Below are 22,880 nucleotides of genomic sequence, written 5' to 3' on the forward strand. Positions count from 1 at the left end.
GCCGGATAAGAGTCCCTTCCAGTCTGCCAGCTCACCTCTCCTTTTCGGGGCGCTGGATTTGTCGCACTTAGTCTGGCAATTTCTGTTGCCTAACAATTCATTCAAGCCGATGCCGCTTCGCGGCACGGCTTAACTCAGGCGTTAGGGCGCACATGAAGTTCACTCTGGCTTACGCATCTGTTGCACTTGCCGTTGCCTCGCCCCTGACCTTCTTTGCGGGCGCGTCCGCTTTGGTCGTCACTTACGTACCGCAAGTTCCGGCTGAAGCAATTGCTAAAGCACGTGATCGTGGCTATCTGCTGATCCTTATCGGCATTCTTGGTTTTGTGGCCTCTTCTACATTGGCCGGCCACAATTTTCGCCAATCTCCAACGCCTGCAATTCTTGCCTTGTCAGCCATCGTGCTCAGTCTGCTGTTCCCGCTCGCCTTGGTGTTGTTTGCATGACTCAAAGGGTGCTAGAAGTGCGCCCTAACAATTCATTCAAGCCGACGCCGCTTCGCGGCGCGGCTTAATTCAGCAACTGTCTTGAAACGTGCCGTTCAAGCCAGTGCCAGGCCCTCGGCCCGCAGCTCGTCACGCCGCCTGGCATTGATGATCCCAAGCAGCTTGCGCATGCACGCCACCAGAGCCACCTTGCCCAGCTTCCCGCGCGCCCGAAGCTGCTGGTAGTGCGCCTTCATCGTGGGATCCCAACGCACGGCCGAGAGCGTGGCCATGTAGAGCGCAACACGAACGGGGGCACGACCGCCACGGATCCGTCGTTTGCCTTGGCCTTGTCCGCTGTCGCGGTTCATCGGGGCAACTCCGGTGAGCTTGGCGATCTGTCTGCGGTCGAGGTGTCCAAGCTCGGGCAGCAGCGCGAGGACGGTGGCCTGGAGCACGGGCCCCAGACCCTTGCTTGATCGCAACGCCGGGGTGGAGTGTTCGTTGATCAGGGCCTTCATCGTCTTCTCGACCGCGGCAAGCTCCCGGACCAGGGCGGCAATGGTGCGGGCTGCAAGCTTGCGGACGGAAGCAGGCGCCATCGCCGCCTGCTGCTTCTGGGCCTGGAGCAGGACCACCACCTGGCCGCGGCGGCGCAGCCAATCGCGCAGCTCGCGCTGCCAGGGCGGCGGTGCGACGTAGGGCCGCAGGCGGTCGGCGAACAGTCGGGCCATGAGCGCCAGGATACGGGCGTCGATGTCGTCGGTCTTGGCCAGCTCGCCGGCGGCATTGGCAAAGGCGCGAGCCTGCCGCGGGTTGACCCGGGCGATCCACAGGCCGCATCGCAGCATGCCTCGAGCAGTGGCTCTTCGTAGCCGCCGGTGGCTTCGACCACGATCCGCGTGGCCCCGAGTGCCCGCAGGCGCTTGACCAGCTTGGCAATGCCGGCACGGTTGTTGGTGAATCCAACCACGCTTGGCTTCCCGTCCACGGCCAGATCCAGACTGGCCTTGCATACATCGATCCCCGCTGCCGTCATCTCGGTTCTCCGCTACAGTTGGTTGGCCGAGAGCATCGCGCCTGAGGCCCACGCTTATCAGTTCGAGGGAAGCCTCGATCAACTGTTCGGGCGCAGGGCGCGAGATCCGGCGTGCGGCCCCTGCTGAATTACGGTGGTCTGACACCGAGGCGTTATCGGGCGCGCACGTCGGGCTCTCGGCACCTACGGTAGGGCAAACTCAAGACATAAGGCGTTAGGCCTCATGGAACTATCACGAGCTAGCAAGCTTCTCTTTGGCACCTTCCTCTTGTTCCTCACTGTGGGATGTATGGACGTGGTCGCTGGTTCATCTGATTCACTCCGCGATATGGTCGGGCGAGATCACTTGGCGGGAGGCTTGGGCACGACCGAGCCAGCGCTGAGGGCGAGGCTGAACTCCGATATCGATGCAGCGGCTGGGGCATTGGCGAGCATGGCCGCCAACGGCGCTAGCGACGCGGAGGTTCTTGAAGAGATCGGCACTCGAATCAACGCGATAGACCGCGATTCTCTGGATACGGAAGATGCGGAAAAGGTGGCATCAGCCTTCGAGGCTATGCTGGAGCCATTGGGCCTCCACAGCTCTGAGGGCATTCTCAATGCTTGGATGTATGGCTTTGATCCGGGGTAAGGCCTAACAATGCATTCAAGCCGACACCGCTTCGCGGCGCGGCTTAATTCAGGCGTTAGATCTGCGGGAGAGTTCTATGGCGGCCGGATGCATCTTCTGCGCCATTGCACAGGGCAAGGCGCCAGCCAGCGTCATCTGCGAGAACGAGTTGGCGTTGGCCATCGTAGATTTGCGGCAGTTCCATCCTGGCCACACGCTAGTCATTCCGCGGCAGCATCTTCAAGATGTGCGTGAGCTAGATGACGCTACAGGCGCTTCCCTCATGGCTATGGTGTCCCGTATCACTCGTGCAGTTGGTCGCGCCTTCCCGAATCAAGGGTTGAGCCTTTGGCACTCCATTGGCGAAGCGGCGTTCCAAGAGGTTCCGCACTTGCACATACATATCCATCCGCGCCTCATCGGAGATGATGTATTGCGTGTCTACCCGCAACTTCCAGCCAGTACGGAGCGCTCCACCCTTGACTCGTACGCCGAGGCTCTGCGTTCGCACTTGGACTAAGGTCGTGCGCATGTTAAATCCAGCGGGCTTCCCAACTTCGAGCGCCCGCTGGAACTCCACTTGCCAATGGCTCAATAGGCTCCCTCGCTATATACAAGCTCATAGCTATGGCTGTAGATCTCTACGATGTTTCCGAATGGATCTTCCATATAAATCATGCGGTAGGGTTTCTTGCCCGGATAGTAGTAGCGCGGTTTCTCCATGCGCCGTTTACCACCAGCAGCCACAATACGCTCGGCGAGCTCTTCAACATTTGGGTCTTGCACGCAGAAGTGGAAGACGCCAGTTTTCCAGTATTCAAAATTGTCTGCCGGGTTTGTTTGATTCTTGAACTGAAACAGCTCCACACCAATCCGGTCACCGGTGGATAGATGAGCGATTCGGAAGCTTCCCCACCCTGCTCCGAAGACTTCCGTGCACATCTCTCCGATTGCGCTGTCGTCCTCTTCGATCTCAGTTGGTTCCATGATCAGATACCAGCCCATTACCTCTGTGTAGAACTGGACGGCCTGCCCAAGGTCCGGTACGGAAATACCGATATGTGAGAAATTTCTTGGGTAAACGTTGCTCATTGCGTGTCCTCCTCTCCTAACATTGAGAATAGGTTACCCAGCACCTACAATTATGTGAAATTATCATTTGACGTCAGGGTGATCATCTACCGTAATGATAAATACTGTCTGGTTACGCAGCTTTTGTGCCCTCGTTGAAATTGGTCATTTCACCCGCACGGCCGAGCGCCTGCATATGACGCAGTCGGGGGTGAGTCAGCATGTGCGCAAGTTGGAAGAGCAACTCGGCACCGAGTTGCTCGTAAGGGAGGGCAAGAAATTCTTGCTCTCGGATGCAGGCGGAAGGCTGTACGCCGAAGCTCAGGACATTCTATTGGCATTGGCGAATCTCGAGCAAAAAGTCGGAGAAGATCCTCCTTATGAAGGAGTGGTTCGGGTGATGTCTCCGGGGAGCGTTGGGCTCAAGCTATACCCACATTTATTGGCGTTGCAGAGCAGGCACCCAAAACTCATCATCGATTATCGCTTTGCACCCAATTCCGACGTAGAGAGCGCAATCGCTGAATCCACCATGGATATCGGATTCATGACGTCGAAATCCGCCCTGCCGGACGTCAGTTGCACTCCTGTTGCGGAAGAGTCGCTATTGTTGGTGACGCCTTCGATGGTCGAAGACCCGGATTGGAAAACCTTGATGGCCCTAGGCTTTATTGACCACCCTGACGGAAGTCATCACGCCAACCTGTTGCTTGGCGCCAACTATCCGGAGTTCCAGCACAGCAACCTGTTTCCTAAAAGGGGATTCTCAAACCAGATCGGATTGATTTTGGAACCGGTCAGTATGGGGATGGGTTTTACAGTGTTACCGGCCTTTGCGGTTGAGGCGTTCAACAAGCCCGAGCAAATCAAAGTTCATGGGCTTTCCAATCCGGCAAGTGAAACGCTATACCTTTGCTACCGGCGTCACAGGGCGCTGCAGAAGAGACTGAAAACCGTCATTGTGGAAGCCAGGCGATGGCTCTGAACTCGATCGAGACTTAACAAATCATTTCAGCGGACAAGCCGTTGAATTTGGCGTTAGGCCTTTCAGGAGATCCTTGTGGCCAACTCGAAGGCAGTCTTTCCCGCCCGTTTCTATGCGCTGTTGTTCGTCACCGGCATTGCAAGCTTCCTCGTCCATGAACTCGCGCATTGGGCTACCGGCATCGCGCTCGGACACGAAATGGTCGCAACGCTTAATTCGGTATCGCCGAAAGGTGCGGTCAGCCTTAATGATCAGGTGCTTATCGTGGCTGCCGGCCCCATCCTTACCCTAGCCCAAGGCTTAGGTGGGTTCTGGTTAGTAAAGCAACGTAGCGCCCCGCTCGGCTTCGCGCTCCTATACATCGCATTCTTCATGCGCCTGCTAGCGGCCGGAATTGGTGCCTTCAACCCGAATGACGAAGCAAAAGTTGGCCAACTACTCGGTCTGGGTACTTGGACGCTTCCAGTGGCAGTTGTGGGCATCCTCCTCACGCTGGTTGTACTGGCAAGCCGTAAGCTAGAGCTACGGGTGCTGGACCAGTTGCTCTGCTATGCGGTTTCATCAGCCGTCATCACGCTTATCGTTGGCGCCGATATGGCTCTCTGGCCAAAGGCCTAACAATTCGTTCAAGCCGAACCTGCTTCGCTACACCAACAACATGGCGGGTAAAGCTTGCCATGTTGCCGGCTCCGCTACGCAGGTCGGCTTAGCTCAAGCGTTGGGCCTCATTCCAGAGACTCGCAACTGTGAAACCCGCAATCACTTTTCTCGCACTTGGGCTCTTGCTTATCTGCGGCACGTCAATCGCCAGCCAAAAGGATGGCGCCGCGCCAGCAAGCATCAAGACAGACGAGGCACTGCTGCACGAGCGCGCGCAGCTTCTAGAACAAATCAGACAAGCCCGGATTGACGCACTAGTACAAAAGAGAGACGCGGAACGGCGCCTCGCAGCCATACGTGCGGAGAGAGGAATCCAAGGCGAGGAAATGGCGCAGCCTTGGCCCAGGCAGATCATGATGGCGATAGAGGGCAATTGGATCCGCCCACCAATCGAGGAGACAGGCAGCACTGGCTGCACTGCTTCGATTGAACTTGCTGAAACAGGGGACGTTATGTCAATTCACGTCAAATCGCCATGTGCGCCAGAAAGACTTAGGGCCTCAATCGAGGCTGCCATCATAAAATCATCGCCGCTGCCGTTACCTCGCGACCCTGCAGTTTTTAGAAGCCGCATCATCCTTCACTTCACACCTAGAGATGAGGGGGGTGAATTAACACGCGAAGTGCAACACCCCGGGTTCGAGCAGAGAAGATGTCAGGGATGATTCAAGCGGAACCGATGCCAGGTGACAGGGCAGCAGAAGCAGGGGTCCAGAACTACACGCCTGGTACACCCCGTCGGCACGGCAATGGCTGGACGCGCTGGGGCGAGACCTGACCGACGCGGACTACGCGAACACGCACAGCGCGAATTTCCTGTTGCTGTCCTCCCTGCCGGAACGCACGGCAGCCCTGGTGCTGCGCAGCTGCGAGCAGGCATTGCGCGCCGTTCGCGGCAGGCTGGGAGCACTGGCTGCGGACGGGGGCTACGGCCCCTATGTTGTGATCGTGTTCGCCTCGCAGGACAGCTACTACGACTACCTGTCGCACTACCACGACGACGGCGGCGAGTACGCGATGTCCAGCGGCGTGTTCCTCAATGCCGGCTACGGCCACTTTGCCAGCTGGCACGACGCGCTGGATGACCTGGAGCCGGTGGTGGTGCACGAGTTGACGCATGCCCTGTTGACCCACCTGTCCCTGCCGGTGTGGCTCAACGAGGGGATCGCGGTGAACGTCGAGCGGGCCCTGCTGCCCCGGTTGGCCGACCCGCGCCTGCAGTTGCACAGCCCGGTCGAGATGCATGCCCGGCACTGCGGCTGGTGGACTGCCGAGACCATCCAGGCCTTCTGGTCGGGCGAGGCCTTCCATGTCGGCGAGGGTGTGGAGCTGGCCTACGACCTCGCCCGCACCATCACCGCGCTGGCGGCGCCTTCGCCTCCGCTTGAGGACGTAGTTGCGGATAAGGTCGTGGCCATTCGCGACGCCAAAGTCAACCGACTGAAGCATTGGGCGCCATACTCAGCCTGCTTTCGGCTAGCGGCCCCTCCTTGGGCCGCCAAGGAGCTACATGGCCAGTTCAACCAACAAGCTTCTGGCAGTCGGCGCCGCCCTCAGCGGGTTCGCGGCGCTGATGCATCTAGCGTGCCTGGTGGTGGGCGCTCCGCTGTTTCGTCTATTGGGGGCGGGAGAGCAGATGGCGCAGCTGCATCTTTCCGGTCATTGGTATCCCACCGTCGCCACTTTGGTCATTGCCAGCGTCCTCACCGTGTGGAGCGCCTACGCGCTCTCTGGAGCAGGCCTGATCCGCAAGCTGCCGTTGCTGCGTACGGTTCTGTCGGCGATCACAGCTGTCTACATTCTTCGCGGCGTCGCCTTCGTACCGGTCATGGCGTACTTTCCCGGCAACAGCATGACGTTCTGGGTTGTGAGCTCATCAATCTGCCTGCTCTTGGGTATCGTGCACCTGGCGGGGCTTCGCCAGTCATGGAGCCGGCTGTCGGGTGGCGCGGCTTGACTTGGGTGCCAGGCGCGCATGGAGCCAATCGCACTCGTGAAGATGCTTTCCGACGCCAATCGCCTACCGACCGTTGAGGCTACGCGGGACGAGCCGAGATCGGATTCGCACTCGCCCGGTCCGCCTTGGGCAAAGGATATTGGGCTTCGTGTATTCCCTCGTTACTCAAACGACGGGCTGCACGCGGGACAAAAGGTGCTCTACACATGCTGGTGATGGGCTGGTCACTGGCCCGCGATCCGGCGGCAAGGACAGGCCCACGGATCGCTTCGTTCGTGCTCGGGTTGGGTTGTCTCGTGGCCGCCCTTGCCGTCATTCTTGTCACTGCACACTAGCCCGGAGTACTGCGACGATGAAGTACAAAGGCAGCTGCCACTGCGGCCGGGTGGCGTTCGAAGTGGAAGGCACGCTTGACGACGCGATGGAGTGCAACTGTTCGCACTGCAGCCGCAAGGGTTACCTGCTGTGGTTCCTGCCGCGCTCGGCGCTGACGCTGAACTCCGGAGAAGCCGAGCTCGGCACGTATACGTTCAACAGGCACGTCATCAAGCATCACTTCTGCCGGACCTGCGGCTGCGCGCCCTTCGGGTTCGGGGAGGACGGCAAGGGCGTGGCCACGGCCGCGGTCAACGTGCGCTGCCTGGAAGGCGTGGACCTCGCGGCGCTGACGAAGGTGCAGGTGGACGGGCGGTCGTTCTAGCCGCCTCCACGAAGTACCATCCACACCGCGTCGCAACGCGGCCTGACCACAGCGGCAGGCCATCCAGGGGAAGTCCATGCATTTCGCAAAGCCTGTTTCCATCATCGTCCTGCTGCTCGCGAGCAATTTCGCGAACGCCGGGGAGTATTCCGATCGCCTGTCGCAGTGCCTGGTGGCATCCGTGACGGCGGAGGACAAGACCGCGCTGGTGCGGTGGATCTTTGGCGCCGTTGCCAGTCACCCGGAGGTGGCTGACATCGCGCAGCTGACGCCCGAATCCTGGCTTGAGATCTCGAAGAACAGCGCTTCGGTATTCGAGAAGCTGATTGCCGACAAGTGCGCGGGCGAGTCGCGCGAGGCGATCATCAACGAGGGCATGGCCGGGTACAAGAGTGCGTTCGAGACCTTGGGAGCCACCGCGGTGGGCGGGCTGATGGCGGACCCCTCGGTGACGGCGGCCATCGCTGGCCTGGACGCGCACCTGAGCGAAGAGAAGCTGATGAAGGCGCTGATGACCGGTGCACCCCAGGGTGAGTAAGGCCTGACGCTGGCTGCTGTCCCCGGCCCGGCTGTGGCAGCGGAACCCGGGCATCCTCGGCTAGAAAGCGGGCGCCCGGGGAAGCGCCAGGCCCGGGTCGGCCTGGCGCCGTTTTTGCTCAGAACTTCACGCCCACGCGCGCGTAGAAGAACCGCCCCGGCAGGTCGTAGGTGGACGCGTCATAGCCGTTGAGCGAGCAGCTCAGGCAGATCGGCGGATCCTCCCCCGTCAGGTTGTTCACGCCCAGCGACACCCGCATTCCGCGCATCCATGCATCACTGTTCCAGGAGAGCTGCAGGTCGTGGTAGGTGATGTCATCGAGCCTGTTGACGTCGTTGTCGCTGTCGTCGCAGATGTCGAAGCCGATGGCACCGCCGCAGGACTCGCGGAGCTCGTCGATGTAGCGCATCGTCCAGGCCACGGCCCAGGGGCCCCTGGTCCACTGCGTGGCCAGCGTCGAGCTCCACTCGGGGATCGCGCTGTTGTTGATCTGGACGCCGGGCGCCCGCGGCTCGGCTTGGCCCGACTCGTTGATCAGCTCGTACTTGCCCACGAAGGTGGCCTTCGCATCGAAGCGCAGCTGGCCCCAGCCCTGCTCGGGCAGCAGCCAGCCCATGCTCAGGTCCCAGCCGTCGGTGCGGATGGTGCCGAGGTTGTCGAGGATGTCGTCGAAGCGGATGATCTGGCCGCGTTCGCTGCGGTCGTACGACGCGCAGGAGAAGGGATCGGCGTCGAACACGCAGCGGTTGAGGATGGCCTGGGCATCGGGTGCCTGGATGGCGTCCTCGATGGTGTGCTTGTAGAAGGTCAGGCCGAGATCCATGCGCTCGGACCATGTGGCGTTGGACGCGAACAAGGGGCTCCACACCGCACCCAGCATCAGGCTGCGGCTGGTCTCGGGCTGCAGGTCGGCGTTGCCCGAGGTCACCACCGAGATCTGCGAGTTGGTCTGCACGTAGTCCGGCGGCACGCCCTGGGCCACGCACTCCGGGCGCACGGCGTTGGCCGCGCCCGAGCAGGGATCGACCAGGGTGGCGTCGAAGCGCGCCAGCGTGCCGTAGAGCTCGCCGATGGACGGCGCGCGGAAGCCCTGTGCGAACGAGCCGCGCAGCACGAACTCTTCCGCCACCTGCCAGCGCAGGCCGAGCTTGCCGGTGCTTTCGCCACCGAAGGTGGAGTAGTCGGAGTAGCGGCCGGCCAGGCTCATGTCGAGCGCGCTGCCGCGCTCGGGGTTGGACATCAGCGGGATCGCGACCTCCGCGTAGATCTCGTTGACGTTGTAGTCGCCGGCGGTGGGACCGGAGGGCACGCCGTTGTATTCACCGGCGACGGTGATCGGGTCGGGCTGGTAGCGGCCTTCGTACTTGCGGTACTCGTAGCCGGCGGCAAAGCCGAGCGGACCCGCAGGCAGCTGGGCGATCGCACCGGTGATGTTGGCCGAGGCCAGGGTCAGGTTGTTCTCGCTCTCGTCGCGCACCACCGGCTGGATGAAGCCGAGCATCTCCGGAGTGATGGTGCCGGCGCCGCCGAACACGTTGAGCGGCACGCAGCCGGCGATGGCGGCGCAGGCGGCAGGGTCGCCCAGGGCCTCGTTGATGCGGCGCAGGTTGTAGCTGCCGTAGTTGGTCTGCTCGGCGCTGCTCTCGCTGCGGACCAGGTTGACGTCCCAGCTCCAGGGGTTGTCGCGGAAGTCGAAGCCGCCATCCAGGCCCGCGGCCACGTACCAGGTCTCGACGTCCTGCTCGTAGCGGCGCGGCCCGCCCTCGACCGGGCGGCGGCCAAGCAGGAACAGGTTCGGGTTGGCGCCCATCGTGGTGAGGTCGAAGCCGAAGGGGTTGTAGGGGTTGGCCGCTGAAATCACCAGCCGGCTCTCGGCCCATTCGTTGTAGACGCCGGCGTCGGTGCCGAGGAAGAAGGGTTCGGGCGCGGCCTGGTTGGCCGACTGCCGATCGTTGTACAGCGCGCGGATGTAACCGCCGACGTTGTCGCTGAAGGCGAAGCGCGCCGAGGCGAACACGGTCTTGCGTTCGGATGGCGTCAGCAACAGGTTGTAGGGAGCGAAGTTGAAGCGGTCGGCACGCGCGAAGCAGTGGAAATCGTCGGTCCGCTCACAGCCTTGGCCCGGGATGAACGCCGGGTCGGTGACGCCGGTGTTCGTGGTGATGTCGTGCGTGGTGCCGGTGTTGGGATCCAGGAAGATGAAGCGGCCCTGCGGCGTCGCCGAACTGCCGTTGGCGAGCCCGGTGCCGGGCACCGGCACGCTGGCCGGCCCGTACTCGAGCGACGACACTTCCTCCTGCTTGAAGTACGACGCGCCCACGAACCACTGCAAACGGTCGGTGCCGCCGCCGTAGCCCATGTCGGCGCCCCAGGTGTCGCCGCCGAGGTCGTCGTAGGTGCCGTAGTGCAGTTCGATGTCGCCGCCCTGCACGTTCTTGCGGGTGATGATGTTGACCACGCCGGCGATGGCATCGGAGCCGTAGATCGACGAGGCGCCGTCTTCGAGCACTTCGATGCGTTCGACCAGCGCCAGCGGGATGGTGTTGAGGTCGACGGCGGAACCCACGCCCGAACCCGACGATTCGTTGACCCAGCGGATGCCGTCCACCAGCACCAGCACGCGCTTGGGACCCAGGTGCCGCAGGTCGACCGTGGCCGCGCCCGCGCCCACGCCGCCGCCATCAGGCGGGAAGCCGAAGTTGCCGCTGGAGTTGAACTTGGTGTTGAGCCCGGCGCCGCTGGCGGTCAGGTTCTGGACGATGTCGGCTACCGACCTCAGGCCGGTGCGGTCGATGTCCTCGCGGGTGAGGACCTGCACCGGCACGTGGGTCTCAAGCTCGGACTGCCTGATGCGCGAACCGGTGACGGTGACTGAATCGAGGGTGGTGGCGTCGGCGTCCTGCGCGGAGGCGGCGACCGGAAGGAGCAGGGGCAACGCGGCGCAGATGGCGACCGCGAGCAGGCGAGGCTGGGGGATGGCCATGGATCTCTCCTGGTGGCGTTGGCGCCGACCCGTTGCCCCCGTGCCGTCGGCAGCCCACTTGTAAACAAAACGTAAAACGTCGGCAAGCCCTAGGGTCGACCCTTGGTCGGCTCAACCGCCCAAGACGAGGCTCAGCCCCACGGCCACGAGGAACACCGCGAACACCCGCTTGAGCGCCGGGCCGCTGATCGCGTGCGCCAGGCGAGTGCCCCAGGGCGCGGCCAGCACCGAGGTCAGGGCGACGCCGATCGCGGCGGGAAGGTAGACGTAGCCGATCGCGCCTTCGGGCAGCCCGCCCGGCGGCGCATTCAGGGCGTAGCCCAGCACGCTGCCGATGGCGATCGCCACGCCACAGGCGGACGAGGTGCCGACCGCGCGCACCGGGCGCACGCCGCGCCACACCAGCAGCGGCACGGTCATGCTGCCGCCGCCAATGCCGACCACGGCCGAGAGCGCGCCGATGCCGCTGCCCGCCGCGGTCATCGGCAAGCCCGTGGGCACCACGTCGCTGCCTCCGTCCGGGCGGGTGCGGCCAAACGCCATCTGCGCGCCGGCGAGCAGGCAGTACCCGGCGACGATCCAGCGCAGCACGACACCGTCGATCCCCACCGCGAACCGGCTGCCCAGCCAGCCGCCCACCAGCAGGCCGGGCAGCATCCACCACACGGTGGGCCACAGCACGCCGCCGCGGCGGTGGTGCGCGCGCGCCGAGGACAGCGCGGTGAACACGATGCTGGCCATCGAGCTGGCCAGCGCCGCGTGCATCGCCATGTCCGCGGGCACGCCGTGCAACGGCAGCAGCCAGGCCAGCGCCGCCACCAGCACCAGGCCGCCGCCAATGCCCAGCAGGCCGGCCGAGACGCCGACCACGATGCCCAGCAGCGGAAACATCCAGAACCCTTCGATCACGTCGATTCCTTCAAGATGGGCGGCCGACCCATTCGCCATGGTTGCCTGCATGACGCCAGGAAAGCTCGCCATCCTACTGAGCGCGGTGCTCGCGCTGCCAGCCGCCCTGCTCCCGCAGGCGCGGGCGCAGGCGCTTCCCGACGACGAGCTCGCGCGGCGCGCGCTCACGGCCGCCGAGATCGGCCAGCCGATCCCGCCGCTGCGAGCGGACCACCCGCTGCAGGGCTGGATCGCGCATGCGCGCCTGAACCGTGACCGCGCCACCCTGACCCAGGCGCAGGCGCTGGACTTCCTGGACCGTCATCGCGGCCAGGCCGTGGCGTCCACCTTCCGCGCTGCCTGGCTGGGCGAACTGGCGCGCCGCAAGGACTGGGCGGGGTTCCGCGCCGCCTGGGAACCGGGCACCGGCTCCGCCACCCTGGCCTGCAATGCGCTCGAGGCGCGGCTGCGTACCGGCGCCGCGGATGCCAAGTGGACCGCCGAAGTGCAGGACCTGTGGCGCAAGGCCGGGCGCTCGCAGCCCGATGCCTGCGATCCCGTGTTCGAGGCGCTGGCCGCGCGCGGCGGCCTGGACGATGCGCTGCGCTGGGCACGCATCGAGGCCGCGATCGCCGAGGGCCAGCCCGGCGTGGTGCGCAGTGCGGCCCGCGGGCTGCCGGCCGATGCCCGCCGCCAGGCCGAGGCCTATGCCGCCTACCTGGGCGCTGCCGACGGCAGTGCCACCGCATGGCCGAAGACCGCGCGCAGCCGGCTCGCGGCATCGCACGGCCTGGCGACCCTCGCACGCTCCAACCCCGACGCGGCCGAAGCGCTGCTGCCGCAGGTGGCGCAGGCGCTGCAGTTCACCGATGCCGATCGCAGCCGCGTGCTGTACCAGGTCGCGCTGTGGACGGTGGCGTCCTACCACGATGGCGGCGCGCGGCGCCTGGCCGCGGTGCCCGATGCGGCCTATGACGAACGCCTGCACGAATGGCGCGTGCGCGAGGCGATGTCGCGATCGGACTGGCGCGCGGCGCTGGCGGCGATCGAACGCATGCCGCCGGCGCAGAGCAGTCAGTCGCGCTGGACCTACTTCGCCGCGCGCCTGCGCGAGCTCACCGGCGACCGCGCCGGCGCGCGCCCGCTGTACGCTGCCGCTGCACGCGATGCCGATTTCCACGGTTTCCTGGCCGCGGACCGCATCGACCAGCCCTATGCGCTGTGCCCGCTGGAGCACGGCGGCAGCGCCGCGGAGAAAGCCGCGGTGGCGGCGGACCCGGCGATGCAGCGCGCGATGGCACTGTTCCGGATCGGGCGTGCCGCCTGGGCCACGCGCGAATGGAGCGATGCGCTGTCGCGCTTCAGCGACCGCCAGCGCCAGATCGCAGTGGAGGTGGCGCAGGCCAACGGCTGGTTCGACCGCGGCGTGTTCGGCCTGGTCAACGCCGGTGGCGAGCGCAAACCCGATGAGCTGCGCCTCTACACGCTGCGCTTCCCGCTGCACCACGACGCCCTGATCCGCGCCGAAAGCGCGCGCAACAACCTGGACGCGGCCTGGGTGGCGGCGGAGATCCGCGCCGAGAGCGTGTTCAATCCGCGCGCGCGCTCGCCGGCCAACGCCCGTGGCCTGATGCAGGTGCTGCCCGAGACCGGTGCCGGCGTGGCGCGCCGCCTGGGCCTGCCCTGGTCGGGTGCGGAATCGCTGTTCGACCCGGCCACCAACATCCGCATCGGCACCGCCTACCTGCGCGAGATGAAGGACAAGTACACCCTGCCCTACGTCGCCATCGCCGCCTACAACGCCGGCCCCACGCCGACCGCGCGCTGGCAGTCGCAGCGCCCGGGCATGGATGCCGACTTCTGGATCGAGACCATCAGCTACAAGGAAACCCGCGACTACGTCGCCCGCGTGCTCGCCTTCAGCGTGATCTACGACTGGCGCCTGGGCAGCCAGGCGGTGCCGGTAAGCGATCGCATGCACGGCCGCGTGGGCGCGGCGCGGAAAACGTTCGCGTGCCCCGCGGCAGGAGTTCCCGTGGGAGTCCGGAATCCTGTGGGAGCGGCTATAGCCGCGATCGGTCCTGGCATAGCCATCGCGGCCATGGCCGCTCCCACAGTGGCTATCGAAGGCTGAGGGCGCGGACTTGGAGATCTATCTGGTCGGGGGGGCGGTACGAGACCGGCTGCTGGGACAGGCAGCAGGCGATCGTGACTGGGTGGTCGTGGGCTCCACGCCCGAGGCGATGCTGGCCGCCGGCTTCCGCGCGGTGGGCCGCGACTTCCCGGTGTTCCTGCATCCCGACACCGGCGAAGAGCACGCGCTGGCGCGCACCGAACGCAAATCGGCGCGCGGCCACCGCGGCTTCGTGGTCGACGCGGCGCCGACGGTGACGCTGGAAGAAGACCTCGGCCGCCGCGACTTCACCATCAACGCCATCGCCGAGCGCGATGACGGCCGCCTGGTCGATCCGTACGACGGGCAGCGCGACATCCAGGCGCGCGTGCTGCGCCATGTCGGGCCGGCCTTCGCCGAGGATCCGCTGCGCGTGCTGCGCGCGGCGCGCTTCATGGCGCGCTTCGCGCCGCTGGGGTTTTCCGTGGCGGACGAAACCAACGCGCTGATGCGCGACATGGTCGCCGGCGGCGAGCTTGCCGAGCTGGTGCCCGAACGCGTGTGGCAGGAGCTGGTGCGCGCGCTGCGATCGAAGAAGCCATCGGCCTTCCTGCGCACGCTCCGCGACTGCGGCGCGCTGGCGGCGGTGCTGCCCGAGGTCGATGCGCTCTACGGCGTGCCGCAGCGCCCCGAATACCATCCGGAAGTCGATACCGGCGTGCACATCGAACTGGTCTGCGACATGGCCGCGCAGCTGGCGCCGGGCGATGACGAGATCGGCTTCGCGGCGCTGGTGCACGACCTTGGCAAGGCGCTGACGCCGGCCGACGAACTGCCGCGCCACATCCAGCACGAACAGCGCGGCTTGGCCCCGGTGCGCGCGCTGTGCGAACGCCTGCGGGTGCCGGCCGCGAACCGCGACCTGGCCCTGGTCGCCTGCCGCGAGCACATCAACGTGCACCGGTTGGCGGAACTGCGCGACCAGACCGTGCACGACCTGCTCGCGCGCTGCGACGGCTTTCGCAAGCCCGAGCGCATCCGACGCCTGGCCACCGTGTGCGAGGCCGACAAGCGCGGCCGCGCCGGCCTGGGCGACGTGCCCTATCCGCAGGCCGATGAACTCGTGCACCTGCGCGATGCGGCCTCCGCGGTCACGGGTGCTGACATCGCCGGCGAAGGTCTTGAAGGGCCCGCCTTCGGCGCCGCGTTGCGCGATGCGCGTATCGCCGCGATCGCCTCTGCGCGCACGCTGCGCAGGGCCGGCGGCGCGGTCAGTCCTGAGTCCGGGGAAACAGGCGCGCCTCGACCCTGAGCAGCAGGTCGCCGAGCGGCGTCAGCCGCGTGGCCAGCCCCGCGATCACGCCCAGCGTATTGGCCAGCGCATCCATGCGATCGGCGAAGCGCGTGCCGGTCAGCGCGCCCTGCGCGTGCTCCAGGCCGATGCCCAGCAGCACCAGGCCCAGCGCGGCGCCCAGCAGCGCCGGCCAGCGTGCGAACAGCTGCACCGCCGACGCCGCGAGCAGGAAATACGCCAGGAAGTGATGCAGTTTGTCGCTGCCCGGCGGCGATGGCAGGTCGGGCGCCGGCATCATCGAACCCACCACCAGCGCGGCGATCCCCAGGCACCACAGCGTGCACCAGGCCAGTGGATAGCGCAGCGGCTTGAGCGAGCGCCCCGGCCTCAGTCGGCTCACAGACGGAAGCTCAGGTCGCCGCCCAGGAACGCGGCCTCGAAGGGCACGTCGCGCTCGAAGCCCATGGCCTGGAAGCGCTCGCCCATGCCGGTGGGCAGGGTCAGCTGCTGCACCTCCCGGCGCAGGGCGTAGCGCGCGGTGTCGTTCGCCGCGGCGGCTTCCTGCGCGGCCAGCCGCTGCTCCAGTCCGTTGCCGATCAGGAACATCGCCTGGTTGCAGTAGCCGGCGAAGTCGAAGCCTGCGCCGGTACCGGCCTCGGCCAGCGCGGTGAAGTCCACCGAGGCGGTGATGTCCTGCAGGCCCAGGCGCGCGAACACATCGTCGACCACGTGGTGGCGATGGAAGGCGCGCAGGGTGCCGCGGTCGCGCGTGGCGGAGTAGTACTCGCGGCGTGGGTAGCCGTAATCGATGAACAGCATCGCGCCGGCCTGCATGCGGCCCATCACCGCCTGCACCCAATAGGGCAGCTGCGGCAGCAGTTCGGAACGGTAGCCGTCGGGGAAGGTGCCTTCTTCGCGCTGGCGCTCGACGTGGCGCACGGCAGCAGTCATCAGCGCATCGGCCGGCACCTCGACGATGGTGAAGCCCCCATCACGCGCGCTGGCCACGCCCTCCTCCAGCACCTCGCCCTTGCGGATCACGAAGCGCGGCGTGGGCAGGGCGTCGATCACTTCGTTGGCGAACAGCGCGCCCTGCCAGGGTTCGTCGAGCGGACGGTCGAGCCACTCCACGCGCGCGGACAGCGCTTCGGGCAGGTGCTCCAGCAGCCGCTCGCGCTGGCGCTCGCGCAGGTCGGCGCTGGGCTCGAGGATGGCGTAGCGCGCGGGCATCGCATCGATCACCGCGAGGTGCCTGATCGCGGCTTCGGCGAAGGCGCCGCTGCCGCCGCCGATCTCGAGGAAGGTAGCGTCGTCGCCCAGCTGGCGCAGTGACGGCGCGAAGGCCTCGGCCACGCATTCGGCGAACAGGCTGCCCAGCTCCGGCGCGGTGACGAAATCGCCGGCGCGGCCGAACTTGGTGCTGCCGGCGCTGTAATAGCCCAGGCCGGGCGCGTACAGCGCCAGCTCCATGAAGCGGGAAAAGGGGATCGCGCCGCCGGCATCGGCGATCACGGCGTGCATCAGCTGGCGCAAGCGGTCGCTGTGCGCCTGTGCGTCGGGATCGAGCGGGGGAAGTGACATGGGGAATTCCGTTGCGTACGCGCGACAGGATACGGAAACGCACGCCGGCGGACGTTATGGTGTCGTCTGATGATCACGGAGCCAGCCATGCCGGGAGGCCATCCCGCCGCACTCGTCACCGGCGCCGCGCGCCGCCTGGGCGCGGCCATCGCGCGCCGCTTGCACGCCGCCGGCTACGACCTGGCGCTGCATTACCGCGGCTCCGCGGGCGAGGCCGCGGCACTGGCCGTGGAGCTGGAGGCGGCGCGCGCCGGCAGCGTGCTGCTGCTGCAGGCGGAGCTGTCCGAGTTCGACCGCCTGCCGGAGCTGGTGGCGCGAACGGTGGGCCGATTCGGCCGACTGGATGCGCTGGTCAACAACGCATCCGAATTCGTTCCCGACGCGTTCGGCGCCATTCATCCCGATCATTGGGACCGGATGATGGCGGTGAACGCGAAGGCGCCGTTTTTCCTCGCCCAGGCGGCCGCGCCGCACCTGCGCGCAGCGCGCGGCGCAGTCGTGAACCTCTCTGACATCTACGCCCGTGAGCCGCGCGAAGACCTGGTCGCCTATGCGATCAGCAAGGGCGCGCTGGAAGCCGCGACCCGCGCCCTGGCCGTGGCCATGGCGCCGGAGGTCCGCGTGAACGCGGTGGCTCCGGGCGCCATCCTCTGGCCCGACGAGGGCATCGATCCCACACTGCAGGCGCGGCTGCTGGCGATGACGCCACTCGGCAGGACCGGTACGCCGGAGGAGATCGCCGCCGCCGTGCTGTGGCTGCTGCGCGATGCCGGCTACACCACCGGCACCGTGCTGGCCGTGGACGGCGGCCGCGGGGCGCGCTGAGCCCGCGCCCCGCGCACCTTCAGCGCTTGGGCAGGAACGCGGTGGCGATGTCGGTGCCGCGGAACGCCTCGGGCACTTCATGCGAGACCGCATAGCGGTACAGCACCGCGGAGTAGATCCCGGTCAGCGCCGCCTGGTACACGCCCAGCAACAGCAGCCCCACCACGCACACCGCGCCGATCGCGATCGCCAGCGCCATCGAGGCCTGCGCGGCCAGAAGCACCAGGCCAACAGAGACCAGCACCGCAGCGCCGGTCAGCAAGCCGAACGCGGCGCCGATGCCGACCTGGCCCACGGCGTTCTCGCCCCAGGTGCGCTTGAGCAGGGTGACGCTCTGCTTGAGCGCATCCACCGGCCCGATGTCGCGACTGACCAGCACCGGCACCACCAGGAAGGTCGCCAGCGTCCAGGCCATCCCAAGGCCGCTGCCGACCAGGCGCACGATGAAGTTGTTGTCCTTGCCCTTCAGCGCCTGCAGCAGCACGCCGACGGTGGCGGCGATGGCGGCGTAGCCGAAGATCGCGCCAAGCCGCGAACGCGCAGCCGTGAACCCGTCCGACAGCGTCGGGTCACCACCCTCCAGGCGGATCATCGCCGCGCCGACCAGGGCGCAGTTGAAGAAGATCATCACGCTGTAAGTGCAGAAGTAGAAAGCAAAGCCGAGCAGCGCGCCGCCCACGCCGAAGCCGTTGCTGAACAGCTTGAGTGCGAGCGTCGGCAGCGCGAAGGTCGCCAGCACCAGCAGCGTGGCCAGGCCGGACAGCACCGGGAACAGCATCAGCTCGCGGTCCGAGCGCAGCACCGCGGCGCTCGCCTTCACCATGTCCCAGCTGCGCGAGAATTTATCGAACATCCCCTCTCCCTCCATCGTCACCGCGCCCCGCCGCGGCCGGTCGGCCACGTCGTCCAGCACATGGTTCCATGACGGCGCCGGCATCCCGAATGTGACCGGCGGTCCCGGCCGCGCAGCACCGTTGTCGTCAGCGGCGCCCGTCCGGGGCGGCGGACACGGCCGGAAGCGCGACTTCATGCATGGCCACGCCGCGCTCGCCCGAGGCCGCCCACAGCTCGACCAGCGTGCGTCCGCTGGACGGCTCCACGATGTCGGGCGCGATCTCTGCCAGCGGGCGCAGCACGAAGGCGTGGCGCAGTTCGCCGCGTGGCAGGCGCAGGTTGCCGGGGCCGCTGCAGACCAGGTCGTCGTACAGGACGATGTCGATGTCGAGCGTGCGGTCGCCGTAGCGCGGGCCGCTGCGGTCGCGGCCGTGCGCATCCTCGAGCGCGTGCAGCCAGTCGTTGAGCGCCTGTGGATCGAGGTCGCTGTCGATGACCGCGGCGGCGTTGACGAAGTCCGCGCCCTCGAAGCCCACCGCCGGCGTGCGATAGGCCACGGAGGCGAGGATGTCGCCGAAGCGCGCACGCAGCGCCGCGAATGCGATCACGATGTGCCGCTCGGGATCGACGTTGCTGCCCAGGCTGAGGCAGGCGCGGCCCATCAGGCGGGCTCCGTTCCCAGGCTGCCCTGCTCCGGCGCACGTTCGTCGCGGAGCCGCACTTCCACCGGCGCGTCGCTGTGCGCCTGGAACACGCGCAGGCCGAACTCGGGCAGGATCGCCAGCAGGTGGTCGAAGATGTCGGCCTGGATGCCTTCGTAGACGGCCCAGCGCACGTCGTTGGTGAAGCAGTAGATCTCCAGCGGCAGGCCGGCATCGGTCGGCTGCAGCTGGCGCACCATCAGGCTCATGTCCTGATGCACGCCCGGGTGGCTGCGCAGGTACTGCTCGACGTAGGCGCGGAAGGTGCCAAGGTTGGTGACGCGGCGGCGGTTGACGGGTTCGGCGCCGCGCTCGGCGAGTTTCGCGTTCCAGTCCTGCAGCTCGCTGGACTTGCCGTCGAGGTAGGCATCGAGCAGGCGGAAGCGACGGAAGCGCGCCACTTCATCGGCGTCGAGGAAGCGGGTCGAATGCTGGTCCAGGTAGATCGCGCGCTTGATGCGGCGGCCGCCGGACTCGGTCATGCCACGCCAGTTCTTGAACGAATCGCTGATCAGCTTGCGCGTGGGGACCGTGGTGATGGTCTTGTCCCAGTTCTGCACGGTGACCGTGTGCAGGGCGATGTCCATGACGTCGCCGTCGGCGTTCTGGCTGGGCATCTCGATCCAGTCGCCGATGCGCACGCGGCCGTCGCCGCTGATCTGCAGGCTGGCCGCGAACGACAGGATCGTGTCCTGGAAGATCAGCATCAACACGGCGCTGGCCGCGCCCAGGCCGGTGAGCACGTGCACCAGGTCGACGCCTGCCAGCAGCGCCACCGAGCCCAGCGCCGCCATCACCAGGACGATGATCTTGGCGACCTGCAGGTAGCCCTTGATCGGCTTGTTGCGCGCATCGGGACGGCGCTCGTAGACCTCGTTGGCGACGTCGAGCGCGTGGCCCACCACGAGCGCCACGGTGAAGATCACGAACACCTGGCACAGGCCGGAGACCAGCACCACCAGCCGCGGTGGCAGGTCGGGCACCAGCGCAATGCCCGAACCGATCACCAGCGCCGGCACCACGTTGGCCAGGCGCGAGACCACGCGCATGCGACTGATGGAGCCGCCGGCGTGGTGGCCGGTGAGCTCGGCGACGCGCGCGAGCACGTGGCGCAGGCCGCGCAACAGGACGCGCTTGGTAATGAAGTTGGCCAGCCACGCCACCAGCAGCAGCGCGGCGAGCATCAGCAGGGTGTAGGCCCAGGGATATGGCGCCAGCATTTCGCGCAGCGCCTCGAGTCGGACTTGCATGGAATCTCCGGTAGTTCGGGGTCAGTCGGCCCGGCCGCGTTCGATGACCACGCCCACGGCGCGCGCACCGCGCACGGCGCCGGGCTTGCTGAGCTTCAAGCGTAGCCGCTGCACGTTGAACTCCTGCAGCACGATCTCCGCGCAGCGCTCGGCCAGCGTCTCCACCAGGCCGAAGTCCGACTGCGAGACGTACTCGACCAGGCGCTTGCTGACCGCCTTGTAGTTGAGCGTGTCGCCGATGTCGTCGCTGGCCGCGGGCACGCGGTTGTCGAAGCCCATTTCAAGGTCGAACACCAGCGTCTGGCGGATGCGGCGCTCCCAGTCGTAGATGCCGATCAGGGCGTCGATCTCGAGCCCTTCGATGAAGACGTGGTCCATGGCGCGCGGTCCGGGCGGGCGGACCAGCTTAACGCGGCGCCGCGGGGGGTCCGTGCGCAGGCAGGACTTCGGGCAGGGTCGCCATGTCCCAGCGCGGGGTGACGTGCACGGCGTCAGGCGCGCGCTGGCCGGCCTCCAGGCGCAGCGCACCGGCGAAGGCGATCATCGCGCCGTTGTCGGTGCACAGCTCCGGGCGCGGGAAGCAGGCGCGGCCGCCGCGCTTTGCGGCCATGTCGTGCAGCCGCGCGCGCAGGCGCCGGTTGGCACCGACGCCGCCGGCCACCACCAGGGTGTCGCAGCCGGCCGCGTCCAGCGCGCGTTCGCACTTGATGGCCAGGGTGTCGACCACCGCGTCCTCGAAGGCACGGGCGATGTCGGCACGGGTGGTGTCGGACTGGTCGCTGTCGCGCCAGGCCAGCATCACCTGGGTCTTGAGGCCGCTGAAGCTGAAGTCCAGGCCGGGGCGGTTGGTCATCGGCCGCGGGAAGCGGAACCGACCCGGCGTGCCGGCCTCGGCCAGCGCCGCCAGCTGCGGCCCGCCCGGATAGGGCAGGCCCATGAGCTTGGCGGTCTTGTCGAAGGCTTCGCCGGCGGCGTCGTCCAGGGTCTCGCCGAGCAGGCGGTAGCGGCCGATGGCGTCCACCGCCACCAGCTGGGTGTGGCCGCCGGAGACCAGCAGGGCCACGAAGGGCGGCTCGGGCGGGTCGTCTTCCATGAGCGGCGCCAGCAGGTGGCCCTCCATGTGGTGCACGGCCACGGCTGGGAGCTCCAGCGCCCAGGCCAGCGAGCGCGCCACCCCGGCGCCGACCAGAAGCGCGCCGACCAGGCCCGGGCCGGCGGTGTAGGCCACGCCGTCGAGGTCGCCCACGCCCAGCCCGGCCTCGGCCAGGGTCTGGCGGATCAGGGGCAGCAGCTTGCGGACATGGTCGCGGCTGGCCAGCTCCGGCACCACGCCGCCGTATTCGGCGTGCAGGGCGATCTGGCTGTACACGGCGTGGGCGCGCAGCCCGGCCGCGCCGGTGCGGCCGGTGTCGTACACGGCGACGCCGGTCTCATCGCAGCTGGTTTCGATTCCGAGGACGATCATGGGGGGCCTGGGGGCGGGTCGGGGCGGCCGCGGCGGGCCGCCAGCCGGGGCCCGGTCCGGGCGGCATTTGCACCCGGCGGGGATCTGTCGGTATCATACGCGGCTCGCCGGCAGGATACCGGCGCATTCCCAGACCAGAGATTCCAATGCCCAGCGTCAAAGTCCGCGAAAACGAGCCTTTCGAGTTTGCCCTCCGCCGCTTCAAGCGCACCTGCGAAAAGGCCGGTGTCCTGGCCGAAACCCGCAAGCGCGAGTACTACGAGAAGCCGACCCAGGAGCGCAAGCGCAAGGCCGCCGCGGCGGTGAAGCGCCAGGCTCGCCGCACCTCGCGCGACGTCACCAAGCGCCAGCGCATGTACTGATCCGGCTTGCCGGCGCCCCGTGCGCCGCAGTCGGTATCGTCCCTTGAAGCCGGCACGCGCAAGCGTCGCCGGCTTCTCGTGTTTCATGCAACCGGAGAATACCCGATGAGCCTCAAGCAGCGCCTGACCGATGACATGAAGACCGCCATGAAGGCCGGCGACAAGGCCAGCCTGGGCGTGGTCCGCCTGATGCTCGCCGCGATCAAGCAGCGCGAGGTCGACGAGCGCGTCGAGCTCGACGATGCCCAGGTGCTGGCCGCGTTGGAGAAGATGGTCAAGCAGCGCAAGGATTCGGTCACCCAGTTCGAGGCCGCCAGCCGCGAGGACCTGGCTGCGATCGAGCGCGCCGAGATCGAGGTCATCCAGCGCTACCTGCCCGAGAAGATGGGCGAGGCCGAGGTCCAGGCCGCGATCGCCGCCGCCATCGCCGAGACCGGCGCCGCCGGCCCGGCCGACATCGGCAAGCTCATGGGCGTGCTCAAGCCGAAGCTGGCGGGACAGGCCGACATGGGCCAGGTCTCGGCGCTGGTGAAGAGGGCGCTGGCCGGCTGAGCCCGCGTTGCCCTTGCGCGAACCGCCCTTGTGGGAGCCGCTATAGC

25 protein-coding genes are annotated in these 22,880 nt (G+C 66.9%); 14 read left to right on the plus strand and 11 right to left on the minus strand.

Going from position 1 to position 22,880, the window contains the following annotated elements:
• Nucleotides 1–152 precede the first annotated feature (152 nt).
• On the plus strand, nucleotides 153–446 hold the full coding sequence (locus ACW5F0_RS11805) for a hypothetical protein (protein ID WP_456966202.1): 294 nt from the start codon (nucleotides 153–155) through the stop codon (nucleotides 444–446).
• Between the two features lie 95 nt (nucleotides 447–541).
• Here ACW5F0_RS11805 and ACW5F0_RS11810 read toward each other — a convergent pair whose 3' ends face one another.
• A complete protein-coding gene (locus ACW5F0_RS11810; protein ID WP_456999798.1) occupies nucleotides 542–1,276 on the minus strand; it encodes a transposase in 735 nt (244 codons plus the stop codon).
• A 546-nt stretch (nucleotides 1,277–1,822) separates the two neighbouring features.
• Here ACW5F0_RS11810 and ACW5F0_RS11815 point away from each other — a divergent pair.
• Nucleotides 1,823–2,095: a DUF4844 domain-containing protein gene (locus ACW5F0_RS11815; protein WP_456999799.1), complete on the plus strand. Its 273-nt coding sequence runs from the start codon at nucleotides 1,823–1,825 to the stop codon at nucleotides 2,093–2,095.
• A gap of 76 nt (nucleotides 2,096–2,171) precedes the next feature.
• Nucleotides 2,172–2,594, plus strand: coding sequence for an HIT family protein (locus tag ACW5F0_RS11820; RefSeq protein ID WP_456999800.1), 423 nt, complete (start codon nucleotides 2,172–2,174; stop codon nucleotides 2,592–2,594).
• 71 nt (nucleotides 2,595–2,665) lie between these two features.
• Here ACW5F0_RS11820 and ACW5F0_RS11825 read toward each other — a convergent pair whose 3' ends face one another.
• Entirely contained in the window at nucleotides 2,666–3,166 is a 501-nt protein-coding gene (locus ACW5F0_RS11825; RefSeq protein WP_456966196.1) for a lactoylglutathione lyase family protein, read from the minus strand.
• A 94-nt stretch (nucleotides 3,167–3,260) separates the two neighbouring features.
• On the opposite strand from ACW5F0_RS11825, the gene ACW5F0_RS11830 reads away from it, so the two are divergent.
• From ACW5F0_RS11830 to ACW5F0_RS11855, 6 genes are all read left to right on the plus strand, one after another.
• Nucleotides 3,261–4,130 carry a LysR family transcriptional regulator gene (locus tag ACW5F0_RS11830; RefSeq protein ID WP_456966195.1) on the plus strand — a complete coding sequence of 290 codons (870 nt, stop codon included), beginning with the start codon at nucleotides 3,261–3,263 and terminating at the stop codon, nucleotides 4,128–4,130.
• Nucleotides 4,131–4,205: 75 nt separating this feature from the next.
• Complete coding sequence (locus ACW5F0_RS11835) at nucleotides 4,206–4,748, plus strand: hypothetical protein (RefSeq protein ID WP_456999801.1); 543 nt, start codon at nucleotides 4,206–4,208, stop codon at nucleotides 4,746–4,748.
• Between the two features lie 368 nt (nucleotides 4,749–5,116).
• Nucleotides 5,117–5,455: a cell envelope integrity protein TolA gene (locus ACW5F0_RS11840; protein ID WP_456999868.1), complete on the plus strand. Its 339-nt coding sequence runs from the start codon at nucleotides 5,117–5,119 to the stop codon at nucleotides 5,453–5,455.
• Nucleotides 5,456–6,300: 845 nt separating this feature from the next.
• Nucleotides 6,301–6,747: a hypothetical protein gene (locus ACW5F0_RS11845; protein WP_456966193.1), complete on the plus strand. Its 447-nt coding sequence runs from the start codon at nucleotides 6,301–6,303 to the stop codon at nucleotides 6,745–6,747.
• A gap of 352 nt (nucleotides 6,748–7,099) precedes the next feature.
• Entirely contained in the window at nucleotides 7,100–7,447 is a 348-nt protein-coding gene (locus ACW5F0_RS11850; RefSeq protein ID WP_456999802.1) for a GFA family protein, read from the plus strand.
• Nucleotides 7,448–7,523: 76 nt separating this feature from the next.
• Nucleotides 7,524–7,985: a hypothetical protein gene (locus ACW5F0_RS11855; RefSeq protein WP_456966191.1), complete on the plus strand. Its 462-nt coding sequence runs from the start codon at nucleotides 7,524–7,526 to the stop codon at nucleotides 7,983–7,985.
• 118 nt (nucleotides 7,986–8,103) lie between these two features.
• On the opposite strand, the gene ACW5F0_RS11860 is transcribed toward ACW5F0_RS11855, so the two are convergent.
• Together ACW5F0_RS11860 and ACW5F0_RS11865 are read right to left on the minus strand one after the other, a co-directional pair.
• A complete protein-coding gene (locus ACW5F0_RS11860) occupies nucleotides 8,104–10,968 on the minus strand; it encodes a TonB-dependent receptor plug domain-containing protein (protein ID WP_456966190.1) in 2,865 nt (954 codons plus the stop codon).
• Nucleotides 10,969–11,079: 111 nt separating this feature from the next.
• Nucleotides 11,080–11,877 (minus strand): sulfite exporter TauE/SafE family protein, encoded by a 798-nt coding sequence (locus ACW5F0_RS11865; RefSeq protein ID WP_456999803.1) that lies wholly within the window; start codon nucleotides 11,875–11,877, stop codon nucleotides 11,080–11,082.
• Nucleotides 11,878–11,926: 49 nt separating this feature from the next.
• Here ACW5F0_RS11865 and ACW5F0_RS11870 point away from each other — a divergent pair, with 49 nt between their 5' ends.
• Both ACW5F0_RS11870 and ACW5F0_RS11875 read left to right on the plus strand, forming a co-directional pair.
• Nucleotides 11,927–13,990: a transglycosylase SLT domain-containing protein gene (locus tag ACW5F0_RS11870; RefSeq protein WP_456966188.1), complete on the plus strand. Its 2,064-nt coding sequence runs from the start codon at nucleotides 11,927–11,929 to the stop codon at nucleotides 13,988–13,990.
• A 10-nt stretch (nucleotides 13,991–14,000) separates the two neighbouring features.
• Nucleotides 14,001–15,281, plus strand: a complete 1,281-nt coding sequence (locus ACW5F0_RS11875) for a multifunctional CCA addition/repair protein (RefSeq protein WP_456966187.1) — start codon at nucleotides 14,001–14,003, stop codon at nucleotides 15,279–15,281.
• Here ACW5F0_RS11875 and ACW5F0_RS11880 read toward each other — a convergent pair.
• Together ACW5F0_RS11880 and ACW5F0_RS11885 are read right to left on the minus strand one after the other, a co-directional pair.
• Nucleotides 15,241–15,663, minus strand: a complete 423-nt coding sequence (locus ACW5F0_RS11880) for a VanZ family protein (RefSeq protein WP_456966186.1) — start codon at nucleotides 15,661–15,663, stop codon at nucleotides 15,241–15,243. The genes ACW5F0_RS11875 and ACW5F0_RS11880 overlap by 41 nt on opposite strands.
• The gene (locus tag ACW5F0_RS11885) at nucleotides 15,660–16,844 is read right to left on the minus strand and encodes a class I SAM-dependent methyltransferase (RefSeq protein ID WP_456999804.1); all 1,185 of its coding nucleotides are present in this window, start codon (nucleotides 16,842–16,844) and stop codon (nucleotides 15,660–15,662) included. Before ACW5F0_RS11885 ends, ACW5F0_RS11880 begins: the two co-directional genes overlap by 4 nt.
• A 69-nt stretch (nucleotides 16,845–16,913) precedes the next feature.
• Here ACW5F0_RS11885 and ACW5F0_RS11890 point away from each other — a divergent pair, with 69 nt between their 5' ends.
• Complete coding sequence (locus ACW5F0_RS11890; protein ID WP_456999805.1) at nucleotides 16,914–17,669, plus strand: pteridine reductase; 756 nt, start codon at nucleotides 16,914–16,916, stop codon at nucleotides 17,667–17,669.
• 19 nt (nucleotides 17,670–17,688) lie between these two features.
• Here ACW5F0_RS11890 and ACW5F0_RS11895 read toward each other — a convergent pair whose 3' ends face one another.
• The 5 genes from ACW5F0_RS11895 to tsaD form a co-directional block, all read right to left on the minus strand.
• Nucleotides 17,689–18,522, minus strand: coding sequence for a DUF6159 family protein (locus ACW5F0_RS11895; protein ID WP_456966183.1), 834 nt, complete (start codon nucleotides 18,520–18,522; stop codon nucleotides 17,689–17,691).
• Between the two features lie 127 nt (nucleotides 18,523–18,649).
• The gene (gene folK / locus ACW5F0_RS11900) at nucleotides 18,650–19,165 is read right to left on the minus strand and encodes a 2-amino-4-hydroxy-6-hydroxymethyldihydropteridine diphosphokinase (protein ID WP_456999806.1); all 516 of its coding nucleotides are present in this window, start codon (nucleotides 19,163–19,165) and stop codon (nucleotides 18,650–18,652) included.
• Nucleotides 19,165–20,454 carry a mechanosensitive ion channel family protein gene (locus ACW5F0_RS11905; RefSeq protein WP_456999807.1) on the minus strand — a complete coding sequence of 430 codons (1,290 nt, stop codon included), beginning with the start codon at nucleotides 20,452–20,454 and terminating at the stop codon, nucleotides 19,165–19,167. The genes folK and ACW5F0_RS11905 overlap by 1 nt, the downstream gene beginning before the upstream one ends.
• Before the next feature lie 21 nt (nucleotides 20,455–20,475).
• Nucleotides 20,476–20,832: a dihydroneopterin aldolase gene (folB, locus tag ACW5F0_RS11910; protein ID WP_456966180.1), complete on the minus strand. Its 357-nt coding sequence runs from the start codon at nucleotides 20,830–20,832 to the stop codon at nucleotides 20,476–20,478.
• Nucleotides 20,833–20,860: 28 nt separating this feature from the next.
• Nucleotides 20,861–21,919, minus strand: a complete 1,059-nt coding sequence (gene tsaD / locus ACW5F0_RS11915) for a tRNA (adenosine(37)-N6)-threonylcarbamoyltransferase complex transferase subunit TsaD (RefSeq protein WP_456999808.1) — start codon at nucleotides 21,917–21,919, stop codon at nucleotides 20,861–20,863.
• A 146-nt stretch (nucleotides 21,920–22,065) separates the two neighbouring features.
• Here tsaD and rpsU point away from each other — a divergent pair, with 146 nt between their 5' ends.
• On the plus strand, nucleotides 22,066–22,281 hold the full coding sequence (gene rpsU / locus ACW5F0_RS11920) for a 30S ribosomal protein S21 (RefSeq protein ID WP_132987039.1): 216 nt from the start codon (nucleotides 22,066–22,068) through the stop codon (nucleotides 22,279–22,281).
• A 105-nt stretch (nucleotides 22,282–22,386) separates the two neighbouring features.
• Nucleotides 22,387–22,833, plus strand: a complete 447-nt coding sequence (locus ACW5F0_RS11925; protein ID WP_456966178.1) for a GatB/YqeY domain-containing protein — start codon at nucleotides 22,387–22,389, stop codon at nucleotides 22,831–22,833.
• The last annotated feature ends 47 nt before the right edge of the window (nucleotides 22,834–22,880 follow it).

This window comes from Luteimonas sp. A534 (genome assembly GCF_054072805.1).